This window comes from Halopiger thermotolerans (genome assembly GCF_054654555.1).
This window is the reverse complement of sequence record NZ_BAAIEU010000001.1, coordinates 103,617-117,696: the sequence shown is the minus strand read 5'-3', so window position 1 is coordinate 117,696 and position 14,080 is coordinate 103,617. Positions and strand designations below refer to the sequence as shown.

At 67.6% G+C, this 14,080-nt stretch carries 11 protein-coding genes and 1 pseudogene; 4 read left to right on the top strand and 8 right to left on the bottom strand.

Annotated features, from left to right (window positions below; genetic code table 11):
• Window positions 1-166 precede the first annotated feature (166 nt).
• The 3 genes from gnd to ACYQ26_RS00625 all read left to right on the top strand — a co-directional run bounded on the left by gnd (window position 167) and on the right by ACYQ26_RS00625 (window position 4,538).
• The gene (gene gnd, locus ACYQ26_RS00635; RefSeq protein ID WP_459806360.1) at window positions 167-1,066 is read left to right on the top strand and encodes a phosphogluconate dehydrogenase (NAD(+)-dependent, decarboxylating); all 900 of its coding nucleotides are present in this window, start codon (window positions 167-169) and stop codon (window positions 1,064-1,066) included.
• 388 nt (window positions 1,067-1,454) lie between these two features.
• On the top strand, window positions 1,455-2,681 hold the full coding sequence (locus ACYQ26_RS00630; protein ID WP_459806359.1) for an orc1/cdc6 family replication initiation protein: 1,227 nt from the start codon (window positions 1,455-1,457) through the stop codon (window positions 2,679-2,681).
• A 408-nt stretch (window positions 2,682-3,089) separates the two neighbouring features.
• Entirely contained in the window at window positions 3,090-4,538 is a 1,449-nt protein-coding gene (locus ACYQ26_RS00625) for an HNH endonuclease (protein WP_459806358.1), read from the top strand.
• A gap of 41 nt (window positions 4,539-4,579) precedes the next feature.
• Here ACYQ26_RS00625 and ACYQ26_RS00620 read toward each other — a convergent pair whose 3' ends face one another.
• Window positions 4,580-5,827 carry a hypothetical protein gene (locus ACYQ26_RS00620; RefSeq protein WP_459806357.1) on the bottom strand — a complete coding sequence of 416 codons (1,248 nt, stop codon included), beginning with the start codon at window positions 5,825-5,827 and terminating at the stop codon, window positions 4,580-4,582.
• A gap of 146 nt (window positions 5,828-5,973) precedes the next feature.
• The gene (locus tag ACYQ26_RS00615) at window positions 5,974-6,165 is read right to left on the bottom strand and encodes a hypothetical protein (protein WP_459806356.1); all 192 of its coding nucleotides are present in this window, start codon (window positions 6,163-6,165) and stop codon (window positions 5,974-5,976) included.
• 99 nt (window positions 6,166-6,264) lie between these two features.
• Between ACYQ26_RS00615 and ACYQ26_RS00610 the strand changes: the two genes are divergently transcribed.
• A complete protein-coding gene (locus ACYQ26_RS00610; RefSeq protein ID WP_459806355.1) occupies window positions 6,265-6,696 on the top strand; it encodes a DCC1-like thiol-disulfide oxidoreductase family protein in 432 nt (143 codons plus the stop codon).
• Between the two features lie 145 nt (window positions 6,697-6,841).
• Here ACYQ26_RS00610 and ACYQ26_RS00605 read toward each other — a convergent pair whose 3' ends face one another.
• The 6 genes and pseudogenes from ACYQ26_RS00605 to ACYQ26_RS00580 all read right to left on the bottom strand — a co-directional run bounded on the left by ACYQ26_RS00605 (window position 6,842) and on the right by ACYQ26_RS00580 (window position 14,043).
• Complete coding sequence (locus tag ACYQ26_RS00605; RefSeq protein ID WP_459806354.1) at window positions 6,842-7,717, bottom strand: hypothetical protein; 876 nt, start codon at window positions 7,715-7,717, stop codon at window positions 6,842-6,844.
• A 352-nt stretch (window positions 7,718-8,069) separates the two neighbouring features.
• On the bottom strand, window positions 8,070-9,548 hold the full coding sequence (locus tag ACYQ26_RS00600; protein WP_459806353.1) for a lipase maturation factor family protein: 1,479 nt from the start codon (window positions 9,546-9,548) through the stop codon (window positions 8,070-8,072).
• 118 nt (window positions 9,549-9,666) lie between these two features.
• Window positions 9,667-10,457: pseudogene (locus ACYQ26_RS00595) on the bottom strand (HpcH/HpaI aldolase family protein).
• Between the two features lie 113 nt (window positions 10,458-10,570).
• Window positions 10,571-12,010 (bottom strand): WD40/YVTN/BNR-like repeat-containing protein, encoded by a 1,440-nt coding sequence (locus tag ACYQ26_RS00590; protein ID WP_459806352.1) that lies wholly within the window; start codon window positions 12,008-12,010, stop codon window positions 10,571-10,573.
• 137 nt (window positions 12,011-12,147) lie between these two features.
• Window positions 12,148-12,435 carry a hypothetical protein gene (locus tag ACYQ26_RS00585; protein ID WP_459806351.1) on the bottom strand — a complete coding sequence of 96 codons (288 nt, stop codon included), beginning with the start codon at window positions 12,433-12,435 and terminating at the stop codon, window positions 12,148-12,150.
• Window positions 12,436-12,534: 99 nt separating this feature from the next.
• Complete coding sequence (locus ACYQ26_RS00580) at window positions 12,535-14,043, bottom strand: sulfatase (RefSeq protein WP_459806350.1); 1,509 nt, start codon at window positions 14,041-14,043, stop codon at window positions 12,535-12,537.
• Between the last annotated feature and the right edge of the window lie 37 nt (window positions 14,044-14,080).

Here is a 14,080-nt window from a genome sequence, read left to right as displayed (position 1 = left end):
TCGCCTTCCGTTCGTAGCTTTTCGCTTTCTCCGGTCGCTCTCCGTTCGGTCCGTAGCTTCTCCCCGTTCGGTTCTCGACCGCCGGTTCGCGGCTCGTGAGTCGCGACTCGCGACTCGCGAACGCGGAATCACAACCACTACCACTCACCCCCGCGGAGTCGTTCCCATGCAACTGGGCGTAATCGGACTCGGACGCATGGGACAGATCGTCGTCGACCGCACCCTCGAGGCGGGCCACGACGTCGTCGCCTTCGACCTCGACGCGGAGGCCGTCGCGACGGCGGCCGACGCGGGCGCGGAGCCGGCGGACTCCATCGAGGACCTCACGGACCGACTGGGCGAGGACAAGCGCATCTGGCTGATGGTCCCCGCCGGCGAGGCCGTCGACGCGACTCTCGAGGAACTCGAGCCCCACCTCGATGCCGAGGACGTGGTCGTCGACGGCGGCAACTCCTACTTCGAGGATTCCGTCCGGCGCGCCGAGTCCTGCCCCGCGGCCTACCTCGACTGCGGAACCTCGGGCGGCCCCGCGGGCGCGGAACTGGGCTTCTCGCTGATGGTCGGCGGCCCCGAGTGGGCCTACGAGGAGCTCGAGCCGGTCTTCGACGCCGTCGCGACGGGACCGGACGGCCACGAGCGCATGGGGCCTGCGGGCTCGGGTCACTACGTCAAGATGATCCACAACGGCGTCGAGTACGCGCTGATGCAGGCCTACGGCGAAGGGTTCGAACTGCTGCACGAGGGGCGGTACGACCTGGACCTCGAGTCCGTGGCGTCGGTCTGGAACAACGGCGCGGTCATCCGCTCGTGGCTGCTGGAGCTCTGCGAGGAGGCGTTCCGCGAGGAGGGCAACGACCTCGGCACCGTCGCCGACCGCGTCGAGGGCGGCTCGACCGGCACCTGGACCGTCCAGGAAGCCTTAGCGCAGGAGGTGCCGCTGCCGCTGATCTACACCGCCCTCGCCGAGCGGTTTGGCTCGCGGGCCGACGATGGTCGGTTCTCGCGGCGCCTGGCCAGCCGGCTCCGATACGGCTTCGGCCGCCACGAGGTCCCGCGGCGGGAGTAAGGTTCGGGTTCCTGATTGATTCGTTCTCGGTGCCGTTCGCTGGTCGATCCGTTCTGCGACCGCTGCTCGAGCGCTCGACCGTCGGGAGAGACACACCACTGTTGCAAGTGAAGCTGGAAAAGGCGGGGGAGGGGGTGGAGTGGTAAGCAGTGTCGTCGGGAAACTGGCGATCGTTCGAAATCGATTAAATCGGCTTCGGAGGGCTTAGACCGGTAGATTCGATAGATAGAGCCGATCGGGATAATTGTCAGCGCTTTAGATGAAACTGTGGACTGTTCTCTCTAGCACCTCCTAGAATACTAGCTTCACGTGAAACAGTGGTGTGTCTGAGTTCACTTGCATCAGATGAAAAAGTGGTTTTAAATAGTACTTCTCTCTTGGTAGGGGTATGCCTCGGTTCGAGCGGAAGCAGAACATCTTTCGAAACAAGGACGCCCTGGGGGAGTCGTATCAGCCCGAGCGGATCGAAGAACGGGACGAGGAGATCGAGGCCTACATGGACGCGCTCCAGCCCATCATCGACGGCTGGGAACCGAACAACATCTTTCTCTACGGGAACACCGGCGTCGGCAAGACCGCCGTCACCGAGTACCTCCTCGACGTCCTGCAGGAAGACGTCACCGAGTACGACGACGTCGATCTCTCCGTGCTCAGCGTCAACTGCAAGACCCTGAACTCTTCCTACCAGGTCGCGATCGAACTCGTCAACACCCTCCGCCCCGACGGCGCCGAAATCAGTACCACCGGCTATCCCCAACAGACCGTCTTCAAAAAACTCTACAGCGAACTCGAGGCGCTCGGCGGCACGGTCGTCATCGTTCTCGACGAAATCGATTCGATCGGCGACCGCGACGAACTGCTCTATGAACTCCCCCGCGCCCGCTCGAACGGCTACCTCGAGTCGACGAAGGTCGGTCTCATCGGCATCAGCAACGACTTCAAGTTCCGCGAACAGCTCGATCCGCGGGTGCAGGACACGCTCTGCGAGCGCGAACTCCAGTTTCCACCGTACGAGGCCGACGAACTGACCAACATCCTCGAGTCTCGAGCCGAGGTCGCCATCGCCGAGGACGCCTGCGAGACCGGCGTCCTCAATCTTTGTGCCGCCCTCGCGGCCCGCGACAGCGGCAGTGCGCGGCAGGCCTTGGATCTGCTGCGCCTCGCCGGCGAAGTCGCGGAGAACAACGACGACGAGACGATCCGCGAGGACCACGTCGATCAGGCCCGCTCCAAACTCGAGCAGGAGCGCGTCGAGGAGGGGATGCGGGAACTGACGACCCACGGCCGCCTCGCTCTGCTGGCGGTCGTCTCGAAGGCGGCCAAGGAGTCGACGCCCTGCCGGACGCGGGAACTATACCAGGAGTACGAGACGCTCTGCGAGTCCTCGGGTACCGACTCGCTCGCTCAGCGCTCAGTGCACAACCACCTCTCGGACCTCCGGATGCTCGGCATCCTCTCCGCGAAGGAAAACCGCAGCGGCTCCCGGGGCAACTACTACAGCTACGAACTCGACGTCCCCTTCTCGAGCGCCGTCGACGCGATGTCGGACGTGCTCTACCTCGACGACGAGATCGAGACGATCCGCGACATCGCCCGGATGAACGGCGTCGCCTGAGCCGTCCCCCGTTGGCACACCACCCTTTCGAGTGAACGGGGCGTACTGCCCCGCTGTCTTCGGTCTTCACTTGCAACAGTGGTGTCCCCGAAGCGGGCTCGATGAACCGAATTTCATCGTCTCGAGGACGGCGACTCGCAAACGGACCGCGTTACCGCTCGCGGATTCGACTCGAACTTCACGTGCATCGGTGGTGTGGGACGTTCACATGAACTGGTGGTGTGTCGCCTTCACGTGCACCCGTGGTGTGTCTCACAGTTCACTTGAAACGGTGGTGGGTCTCGCGAGCGGCGATATCGGACGGTTGGATAGTGATTTGACCGGTTCTCACTTTGAACTAGTCCCGTCCTACTGGCTACCACGTATTTTATACGAACGTCAGACTAACAGCGCGAGTATCAGTAACGGATGGGAGGAGGGAAACTCACGATCGCGGTTCGATTCTTCGGCGGTGCGGGGAACTACACCGACGTCCTCGAGCGCTTCTGCAAGTACGTCCTCGCGGAATCCCCGTCCGAGGCGGCGGCGGTCGACTGGCTCAAGTCAAACACCCGAGCCACGAGCGACGACGGAATCCGGCGCCGGCTTTCCTTTCTCGACCGCATCGGGTTGCTCGAGATCGAGTCCGAGCCCGAGCCGAACCGCGTTCGACTCACCCGGCGCGGCATGGCGTGGCTCTCGGAGACGGAGTCGGCGGTGCTCTACGAACTCCTCGCGGAGCACGTTCGCGGATTCGATACGATACTCGAGGCGCTGCTCGAGGGACCGAAGACGGACGCCGAGTTGGGCGCCGCGATCGAATCCGAGCATTCCGGGGTCGACTGGAACGATTCCTCCGGGCCCGCACAACATCGGGGCTGGCTACAGAGCCTCGGTTACGTCGAGCGATCCGACGGCGTGAACTCGCTCACCGAGTCTGGGCAGAAACTGGCCCGCTGTCGCACGGCCGACGCTCCGAATCTCGAGCGCGGCGAATTCTACACGCAGTCCGAACTCGAGGCGGAACTGGATACCAGCTTCGGTGCGTACATCAAGGGGATCAATCCCCGAACGGACAAAGACGGCGACCTCGAGTTCATCGTCGTCAAAGCGCGCGAGGACGGCCCGTACGGCGACGACCTCGCGGACGAGCGGTTCACCTACATCGGCGAGGGACTGCCGGAAAAGGGCGATCAGCGCCGCACGGCTGCGAACAACGCGCTCATCGAGCAGGCCGATCGATCGACCGTCCCCGTCTACTTCTTCTATCATCCGGCGGACCGCGACGAACTCAGATACGAGGGCCTGGTCGACGTCGTCGACACCAAGTACGTCTCTCGAGACGGCCGCATGGTCTACGAGTTCACGATGGAACGGCTCGACCTCGAGCACCCGTCGTCGTTCGAGACGCTCGCGGAATCGGTCACCGAAGAAGTGGATGACGATAGCGATGAACCGGCGCTGACCGACGACGACGAGGACTATACGACCGTTCAACGGCGCGTCCGCTCGAGCGCCTTCCGAACGGAAGTCAAATCCGCGTACGAGCACCGCTGTGCGATCTGCGGCGCGTCGCGCGAAGCCCCGGACGGTACGCGCGATATCGAGGCAGCGCACATCTACCCGAAGCGCGAGAATGGCCGCGACACCGTCCGAAACGGACTCGCCCTCTGCCGGCTCCACCACTGGGCGTTCGACGCCGGCTGGCTGGCGATTGCGGACGACTATCGCGTCCTGGTCGCTGACCGGCCGGACCTCGAGGGCTACGAGGAGTTCGCCGCCCTCGAGGACGAGCCGCTACAACTCCCCGCCGACGAGGATAAACGTCCGCACGCAGCGTTCCTCGCCGCGCACCGAGAACGACACGGATTCGAGTAGCCGCCGGTCTCTCGTCGGATGCTGGACCGAACCGGACCGGACTACACCGGCTCCCGAAGCGCCCACACGTCTTCGAGCGGCTCGAGCCGACTCGGCTCCTTCCCGCGCTCGGTCAGAATGCCGGCGTGATACAGCATCGCCTTCAACTGGAACACCGTCGGCGAGTGGTAGACTGCACCGTCCTCGAGCGGCGCCCGCCGCAACCGCCCGTCCTCGGTTAGCACGCGGCGCCGGACGTCATCGTCGCCGCGGACGAACAACTCGACCGTGAAGGTCGGGTGCAACTCGTGGAGGTACTCGACGACGTCCACGAGCGACGGCTCTCGGAGTCCGTCCTCGTGCATGTGCTGGAGTTCCGTCACCAGCAGCTCCGTGGCAGGATACTCGAACACGACGCGCCGAGCGAGCTGTCCCCACTGCGGCGCGAGGTCGACGAACCGCTTCCGCGAGCGGTACCAGTCCTCGAACTCCGCGAGGGCCGCCTCGACGGAGCCACAGCGGGCCGTCGCGAACCGGACGACCTCCTGCCCGAGTGAGGTCAATTCGACGCGCGGCCCGTCCTCGATCAGCCCGAGGAACGCCGCGCCCCGCCGAGCGTCCTCCACCGCGCCGACGACCTTGTACTCCGACAGCAGCGACGCCGTATCGCCGTCGGCGTAGTGCGCCAGCGGATAGCCGAGGTAGTTCTTCGGGTGGTTCAGCCCGAACGAGGCGTCGGCCACGCCCTGCGCGCCGGCCTGGAAGCGCAGCGCCGTCGCCTCGGTCGACGTCCGGTTGCCGACCACCCGCGCGGCCTCGAGCACCTCGACCTCGCCGCCCGCGTCGACGCCCAGCACGCCGACGTTCAGTTCCCGCGCGAGCGCGCGGTCCGTCTCCGCGACGGTGTCGACCGGGGCGGCGACGTAGGCCGCGTTGGCCTCGTGGAGCCGATCGTACGCCTGCACGATCCCGAGTTCCGTGTCGACGCCGCCGCTCGCGTACCCCTTCGCCTCGATGGCGATCAGCGGCGGCTCGTCGCCGACCCGCTCGACCGCCACGAAATCGGACTCGAGGTCGCGTACGCCCACCAGGTCCGGAAACCCGCCGCCGATCTCGACGTGGTTGAACGGGGCGAGCCGGTCGCGGATCGCCGGCTCGATTGGTCGGCCGGGGAGCCACTCGTCTTTCGCGAACTGCGTGTCGGCGACGACGTAGGAGGGCGTCCCGTCGTCGGCGTCGTCCGGAAAGAGGCGCCGCTTGGTGTGGGCCAGCACCTCCGGTTCCGACAGCGACCGGGCCGCGCTGCTCATACCCTCGCATTTGCGACTCGCGTCAATAATGTTCCGGCGGAGCGACTATCGCTCGCGGCGAGACGACGCACGGTAGGATGAGAGATGCTGAGACGACACACGACGGGATGGGACACGTCGAGCCGACGGCCGCTCGAGCGCTTCCGCTACCCCTCTCCCTCGAGCGGTCCCACCGTCAGTTCGCTACAGATGCCGGCGAAGACGGCGACAGTCCCCAGGACGGCGAGCCCGACGCCGCCGAGCCAGGGGCCCGACCGCCCCTCGAACAGCGCCGCGAGCCAGAGGCCGGCGACGAGCGCGAGTCCGCCGGCGACGATCAGTTCGACGAACCGCTCCATATCTCCGCGTTCTCGCGAACGGCCTAATACTCTGCTCCCCGATCGCCGCGAGCGCGAGGCGAAGTCAAGCGTTTGTGTCCGCGGCCCGTACGTCTCGCCATGGCCGAACACGACGCCGAGGCAACGCTCGTCTACGACGACGACTGCGGCTTCTGTACGTGGTGGGCCGAGTACTTCGACGACCGAACGAACGACGTCCGCATCGTCGGCTTCAGCGACCTCACGCCCGAACTGCGCGAGCAGCTCCCCGAACACTACGAGGCGTGTTCGCACCTGATAACCGACGAGGGGGTCTACTCATGCGGGGCCTCGATCGAGGAGACGCTCGCGCGCGTCGAAGGCGGCGGCGTCCGCGACGTGGTGAATTTCCTCCGGAACTTCGAGGACTACGGCCGCCTCCGCGAGACCGGCTACCGCTGGGTCGCGGACAACCGGGATCTGTGGGGTCGCATCGTCTCGAAGACGCCGCCGGCAAGGCGGGGGTCGGAGTCGGAGTCCGAATCCGAGTCGGAATCGAACGACGAGCGATAAGCCGCCGGCTCGAGCGCTCCGATCGACGCTGATCGAGACGCTCGAGCAATCTGATCGAGACCCCCGAGACGCTCGGGACGCCCGAAACGCTCGAGCGCAGAAATCGGCCGCTCGAGCGCGCGAAACCGGAAAAGCGTTGCTGCGGCTACTCGATCTCGACCGTCCACTCGCCGTCGGATTTAACCGAGAGGTAGCCGACGCCTTCGAACTCGAACTCCGAGGGGTTCTCGATGTTGCCCTCGTGTAACATGAAGACGGGGTCGTCCGACACCGGGTAGATGTCGGCGACGATCCACTCGCCGTCGTACTCGCCGGACGGCTGGTGCGAGCCGTCGAACTCGAACGGCCCGTGGACTTCGTTGCCGGAGCCGTCGACGGAGATCGGGGGCTCCTCCCCGCTCTCGGCGCGCGGCTGGCTGACGGTCACCTCCCAGTCGCCGTCGGCGACGACGCTGAGGACGTACGTCCCTTCGACGACGGGGTGGGCCGTCTGCCCCTCGTACTCGCCCGAGTCGACGAACTCCGATTTGACGAACAGGACGCTCTCCGGTTCTTCCGCCGACTCGTCTTCATCTCCGCCGCCGCTCTCGTCGCCGTCGTCCGTTTCGTTGCCCGCGGCACCGTCGTCCGTCTCGTTTCCGGCACCGCTGACGTCCGTCTCGTTGCCGTCGGTATCCTCGTCGCCCGCGGCGGATCGATTGCCGCCGGTATCGTCTTCGCCATCACCACCCGTATCGACGCGGTCTTGCGGAATGAGCCGGACTTCGAACTCCTCGTCGCCCTCGAACGTCGCGTCGACGACGGTGAGGCCGCCCTCGATAGAGACGTCCTCGATGGCGTCGTCGCCGCTGCCCGAGAACTCCTGGTCCTCGGGTTCGTCCACGGAGTCGCCTTCCCCGTCCTCGGACGTCTCCGCGTCGGTTTCGTTGGTCTCCGTCTCGGTCTCGTTGTCCGTTTCGTTCTCGTCTCCCTCAGCCGCTTCGTTGGCGCAGCCGGCCAGCGGGAGCGTGAGTCCACTCAATGCTGTCAGTTGTACGACGCGTCGTCGTTTCATCCGACGCCCCTCTACCCCGGAACGGTACGTAAGAAATTGGCGCGTTGCCGATCGATAGGGTCGACCGTACGCCACGTGGCTGCGGTCTGACAACTGATATTCGGTCGCTACGAGCCGTAGCGATCCGCTTCAGGAACGGCGTGTAGCGGCTGAACGACGGCCGACGGCCGAGACGAGCCTGTAGCAATCGACTGGAAACGGCAACTCGCGCCTATATTCAGCGGATTTACATTCCTCCTCCGCTCGCGACCCCGACTCGAGTCGAGCCGTGCTATCTCGACTGTCGACCGCCGGTCATCGCGAGCGCGTGCCCGCTCGATCACCGAGCTAACCGCCCTCGAACCCGTAACTCCGCGGTCGAGACGGGGGAGACGTAGGTGCCGACGCGTTCCCGGTGCCACCACCGCCCGGTTTCGGCCCGCTCCTCGGGCGTCGTGTACCGGTAGCGGTATCGGATCGCGCGCACGTACGCCGGCGTCTCGCCGGCCTCCGCGAACGGATCCTCGGCGAGCAGCCCCCGCACGGCGTCGTCGCCCTCGAGCAGCTTCTCGAGCAGGCGCAGGAACCACGGGCTCCGCCGCGGCGTCGGCGCCATCGCGGCGAACCAGAGCTGCCAGTCCAGCCGCAGGTGGTAGGGCGCGATCTGGGGCGGCCGTCGCTCGGGGTCGGTCGGCTTCCCCTTGAACCGGTACTCGCGCCACTCGGTGTCCTCGGTGACCTCCTCGTCGGTCGTCCCCTCGATCACGATCTCGTAGCGGTCGCGGGTGATCGAGCCGAACGCGCCGTAGGTGTTGACCAGGTGGAGCGGATCGAACGCGGTGTTCATCGTCTGATTCGGCGAGAGCATGTTCCGCGCCGGGCGCACGCTCAGCGCGAGGACGAAGACGGCCAGCAGGATCGCCAGCACCTGCAGATACGTCGGCGTCGCGACCGTCTCGGGCGCGGCGATCGGCAGCGGGAGCGCGGCCTCGAGGACGCCGTCGCTGAAGGTCGCGACGGCGAGGACGATCGTGAGCGCGTTCAGCCACGCGAAGTTGCCGGTGAGCATCAGCCATCCCATGAAGCCGATCGTCGCCGCGCCGGCGGCCGACGACCAGGGCTGGGGGGCGAAGTAGAGGAACGGCACCAGCAGTTCGACGACGTGGTTCCCGAACGTCTCCACGCGGTGGAACCGCTCCGGCAGGTGATGGGCGAACCAGCTGACCGGGTTCGGGATCGGCTGGGTCTCGTAGTGGTAGTCCATACAACTGAGGTCGCGCCAGCACTCGTCCCCGCGGAGCTTGATCAGTCCCGCGCCGAACATGTTGCGAAAGAGCACCCACTGGAGGAGGACGAGCACGACGACCGGCGGCGCCGCGGGTCCGGCGCCCAGGAAGATCGCCAGAAAGCCCGTCTCGAGCAGCATCGACTCCCAGCCGTAGCCGTAGAAGAGCTGCCCGGCGTTGACGAACGAGAGGTACAGCGCCCACATCGCGGCCCACAGCGCCATCGAGGTCGGCGTTGCGGCGGCGTCGGGGACGACGGGCCAGTAGGGTGCCGCGACGAGCGCCAGCGCCGAGAGCGCGACGCCGGCCCAGGCCGCGAGGCCGATGACGCGGTCGCTCGGATAGAAATAAAAGAGGCTCGGTCGGTCCCGGAACGAGACGCCCTCGACGTACCGCTCGAGGGGAAGCAGGCCGTCCTCGCCGGCCAGCGGCCGGAACTGGAAGGCGGCGACGAGAAAGGCGAGCAGATACAGCAGCGCGAGCCCGCGCTGGAACAGGAAGCGGACGAGCCGGAACTCCTCGCCGTGGAGCATACGCGAATGTGGATTCCGGACGGGAAAAGGCGTGACGGGACCGCTCGAGCGCCGACCGAGGCTCGACGCTCGGACGGCGACCGCCGGTCGCGCGGCCGGGCGTGTGCCGACCGCCGCGCTACCGCTCGCCCTCGTACTCGGTGAACCACGAGCGGACGACGCCGCCCAGCGCGCCCGTCGTGCTCCCGAGGTTCAGTATCTGATAGCCCGCCTCGGCCTTCTCGTTGACGTCGTCCATCCCGAAGCCGAGGCCGCCGAGGGGGACGTCGGCCTCGAGCGCCCGCTCGCGGATCTCGTCGACGTGTTCCTCGACGTCCTCGTGGGTCGGCTCGCCGGGTGGCCCGTCGAGACCGCGAGGTCGAGCGGCCCGGCGAAGACGAAGCCGAGTTCGGGGACCGACAGGATGTCGTCCAGGTTCTCGACCGCCGTCGGGTTCTCGATCGTCACGCCGACGACGATTTCTTCGTCCTCGGTCGCCGCGTAGTCGTCGGTCGTCCCCCACCGGCTCGCGCGGGGGTTGGCGAAGCCGCGCTTCCCGGGTTCGCCGTCGTAGGTGAACCGCGCGGCTTTGACGGCCCGCCGGACGTCCTCGGCCGTCTCGATCCGCGAGACGAACACGTTCCGGGCGCCCGCGTCCAGCGTCTTCCGGACCATCCCCGGATCGGGCTCGGGCAGCCGCACGAGCAGTTCCGTCCCCGAAACGTCCGCCGCCCGCAGCAGGTCCTCGAGGCGCTCGCCGTCGAACGGGCTCGGCCCGGCGTGCTCGAGGTCGATCCAGACGAAGTCGAGGCCGAGTTCGCCGTAGAACTCGACCAGCGTCGGCGAGTAGGTGTTCTCGAGGACGCCCAGCGCGACCTCGTCGTCTGCGAGGGTCTGTCGAAGCACGTTCGTTCGCGGTGACATCGCCATGTCGGATGGCCCACACGGTTGTCAATAAACCTTCCAGCGTCGGCAGTGGCGGCGGGCGCACGATGTTGCTTTGACCGCGATCCCTCTTGAGGGGCCGGACCATCTACCCGCGGTCAGGAGCGGCGCTCGAGCACCGTCCCCGCCTCTCCGACGGCGACCGCGCGATCAGGGCCGATCGAAACGGCCAGTAGCGCCGCGTCCGCGTCGGTCTCGAGCCGTTCCCACGACGCCGATTCGGCGGTGCGCTCGTGGATCGCCCCGTCGGCGGCGCAAGCGACCGTCCGATCGCCGCGGCGCGCGAGCCCCGGCAGCGCCGCGTCGGCGACTCGCTCGGGCGTCCACGTTCCCGACGCGCCGTAGCGGTGGACGACGCCGTCGTCCGCGCTCACCAGACAGTCGTCCGGGCCGGCCGTCGCGACGGCCTCGAGCGTTCCGTCGGCGCCCGCGGGGCCGACTCGTTCGAACGACTGGCCGCCGTCGTCGGTCTCGAAGACGCCGTCGTTGGTGTCACAGCAGTAGCCGACCGCCTCGTCGGCGAGCGCGACGCCGGCCAGGCTGGAGCCGCTGCCGGGTTTGATCGGCTCGTCCCACTCGACGGGGCCTTCATCTTCGCCAGGGCTTCCATCGGCATACTGGCCCCTAAGCACCTCGCCGGAGCCGGTAACGAGCAGGACGGTCTCGCCGCCGGCCGGTCCGCCGACGGCGACGCCCAGCAGGTTGTCGGTGCGATCGGCGGGCGCCGTGTGATCGGTGTGTCGGCCGGTCTCAGCGTCGATTCGGCCGACCGCGCCGCTATCGCCCGCGACCCACACCGCCGCGCCGTCGGCCGTCGCGTCCGCGCCCCGGAGGTCGTTCCCCCGCGCGGCAGGGCCGTCCTCGAGGACGGTCGTCCATCCCTGCCCGCGGTCCGCGACGACGAGGCCGCCCCCGCCGACAGCGTACGCGTCGCCGGCCTCGGTTGCGACCGCGTCGAACAGCGTCCCGGTCGCGGGGACGTCGACGGGTCGCCACTCGCCGCGTGCGTCGCGGTCGGCGTCTTCGTCGCGTTCGGGGCGTCCACCGTCCTCGTTTCGCTCGTCCGCTCGAGCGGGCGGTTCGTCGGACGACGGCGCGTCCGCCGACGCCGGCGCCTCGGCCGCCGTCCTGGAGCCAACGGACGCAGTCGTTTCAACCCCCGGTTCGGCGTCGCCGGTGCTCGAGCCCTCGGTTCGTCGGCTCCGGGTTTCGCTCGCCCCGGCGGCGTCGGCTTCGAGCGGCCGCTCCTCGCGGTCCCGGTCGCGGGTCCGCTCGCCGTGGGATCGTTCGCCGCCCGCTCGGTCGGGCGCCCGGTCCCCTCGAGTCCCGCCGACGCCGCCGGACAGGTAGAGCGCCACGGGCGGAACGACGTACGAGCCGAGCGCGAGGACGACGAACCAGCGGTTGACGAACGTCAGCGTCCCGAAGGCCGTGAGCCCGGCCGTCGCGACGGCGTGGACCCACGTCTTCGTGTAGCGGCGAAAGAAGGGGACGAACCCGTCGTCGGCGACCGCAGAATTGCCCTCGTGCGTGGACATGGCGAGTGGGAGCGCCGGAGACGCTGCTCTGTGCACGCATTCTCCGGATTCGCGGCCAAAAACGTGCTGCAGGCGAGCGCGACCCGGTCGGGCTGCTCGAGGGCTCCGTCGCTTCGCGCTCGCTCTCTGTGCCGGCGCTATCGCGAGTCTCGCGTCGTCCCGACGCTGACGGTCAAGATGCCGTTGTTGTAGATGGCCTCGCCGTCGGTCGCGAACGCACGGTCGTTCCCGGGCGGGACCTCCGTTCGATCGTAGACGCGCCCGTCGTGCTCGATGCGGATCCGGAGGCGACTCGAGCCGACGGCGACGGTCACGTCGTCGATCGGCGCCGGGAACGCGTCGACGGCGATCGTCAACTCGCCGGTCGAGCGGTCGTACGTCCGCCGGGTCGGGAACGGCGTCGCGGTCGTGGGAGTGGGAGACACGCGACCGGATTGCGAGGGGCGCCGGAAACGTCCCCGCGTGTACGATTGTGCGCTTGATACCGACCGGCCTCGCGTCGACGTTCGCGGCCGCTCGAGCGCTCAGAGGTAGCCCAGATCGGCCAGCCGGTCCTTCGTCCCCTCGCGGATCTCGACCTCCTCGGTCTGCGCGTCGTCCGCGTCCGATTCCGACTGCGACCCCGCGAGCGGCTCGAACTGACGCTCGAAACGCTCGCGAAGCCGCTCGACGACGTCGGGGTGAGCGTCCGAGACGTCGGTCCGCTCGCGCGGATCGGTCTCGAGGTAGTGCAGGCGCTCGAACCCGTCGTCCCCGCGGACGTACTTGTACTCGCGGGTCCGCACGGCGCGGAGCTGTCGGTCGAACTCGCGGACCCGATCCGGAATTTCCCCGAAGCGGGCCTCCAGGCGCTCGATCGAGGGCTGGGGAGCGGCGTACTCCGCGAAGACGGCCTCGCGGCGGTCGGCGTCCGAGGCGGGGTGGAGCGACTGACCGGAACTCTGCTCGCGCAGGGTCGGATCGTCGATCCCGGCCGTCTCGAGCAGCGTGTCCGGCAGGTCGATCAGCTGGACCAGCTCGCGCCGCCGGCCGCCGCCGGTGAACGGGCCGCCGTGGAGGACCAGCGGGACGTTGATCAGCGTGTCGTAGAGGTTGTACTGGTGGCCGAAGAAATCGTGCTCGCCGACGTGTTCGCCGTGGTCTCCGCAGACGACGAACAGGGTGTCCTCCCACTCGCCGGCCGCCTCGAGGGCCGAGCGGAGCGCGGCGATCTGGTCGTCGACGTAGGCGAGTTCGGCCCGGTAGAGCCCGCGCAGCATGGCGAACTCCCGATCAGAGATGTCGTAATCCTCGCAGTCGTAGGCCCGGGGATCCTGCCTGATCGCCGTCGCCGCCTCGTAGCTCGCGCCGTCGGGGAGGAACTCGGCGGCGTACTCGCGGGGCGGGTCGTACTCGACGTGGGGTTCGATGAAGTTACAGAACAGGAAGAAGGGATCGTCGTCCCGCTCCGTAAGCCAGTTGCGGATCCAGGTCGTCGAGCGATCGGAGCCGTCGTCGCCGGCGGGCTGGAAGACCTCGCTGTAGAGGATGTTGGCGGCGTTGACGAGCGGGTTGCCGTCGAACAGCCGTTCCCGCGTCGCGATGAGTTTCTCGCGGAGGTCCTCGCCGCGGACGACCGCGCCCATGTCGGCGTCGGACTGGATGTACTGCCAGCCCTTGCGGAGCTCGTCGAAGCCCCGATCGAAGCCGAACTCCTCGGTGATCCAGGTGTTGTTCGAGACGCCGACCGTCTGCACGCCGTTCTCGGCGAACGCTTCGGGGAGGGTCCGGAGGTCGTCGTCGAGAAAGAGGTGGTCGCCGTGGGTGCCGTGCTCCGACGGGTATGTTCCGGTGAACATCGAGGCGTGGGAGGGCAGCGTCCACGGGGCAGCCGCGAAGGCGTTGTCGAAGGCGGTTCCCTCCGCGGCGAGTTGGGACAGGGTCGGAGTCGTTTGCTCGCCGACACTTTTCGCCCGGGCCGTATCGAGAACTACGAAAACGACGTTCCGAACGGTCGAATGTGACGTCGATTCACTTCCGTTAGAGTCGTCCATACCTGATATTCGCTTCGTCGCTCGCGGGGAAGGCCAC

Excerpts from the sequence above, each read along its gene's own strand:
- gnd (WP_459806360.1), top strand. The coding sequence starts at position 167 with ATGCAACTGGGCGTAATCGGACTCGGACGCATGGGACAGATCGTCGTC.
- ACYQ26_RS00630 (WP_459806359.1), top strand. The coding sequence starts at position 1,455 with ATGCCTCGGTTCGAGCGGAAGCAGAACATCTTTCGAAACAAGGACGCC.
- ACYQ26_RS00625 (WP_459806358.1), top strand. The coding sequence starts at position 3,090 with ATGGGAGGAGGGAAACTCACGATCGCGGTTCGATTCTTCGGCGGTGCG.
- ACYQ26_RS00620 (WP_459806357.1), bottom strand. The coding sequence starts at position 5,827 with ATGAGCAGCGCGGCCCGGTCGCTGTCGGAACCGGAGGTGCTGGCCCAC.
- ACYQ26_RS00615 (WP_459806356.1), bottom strand. The coding sequence starts at position 6,165 with ATGGAGCGGTTCGTCGAACTGATCGTCGCCGGCGGACTCGCGCTCGTC.
- ACYQ26_RS00610 (WP_459806355.1), top strand. The coding sequence starts at position 6,265 with ATGGCCGAACACGACGCCGAGGCAACGCTCGTCTACGACGACGACTGC.
- ACYQ26_RS00600 (WP_459806353.1), bottom strand. The coding sequence starts at position 9,548 with ATGCTCCACGGCGAGGAGTTCCGGCTCGTCCGCTTCCTGTTCCAGCGC.
- ACYQ26_RS00590 (WP_459806352.1), bottom strand. The coding sequence starts at position 12,010 with ATGTCCACGCACGAGGGCAATTCTGCGGTCGCCGACGACGGGTTCGTC.
- ACYQ26_RS00580 (WP_459806350.1), bottom strand. The coding sequence starts at position 14,043 with ATGGACGACTCTAACGGAAGTGAATCGACGTCACATTCGACCGTTCGG.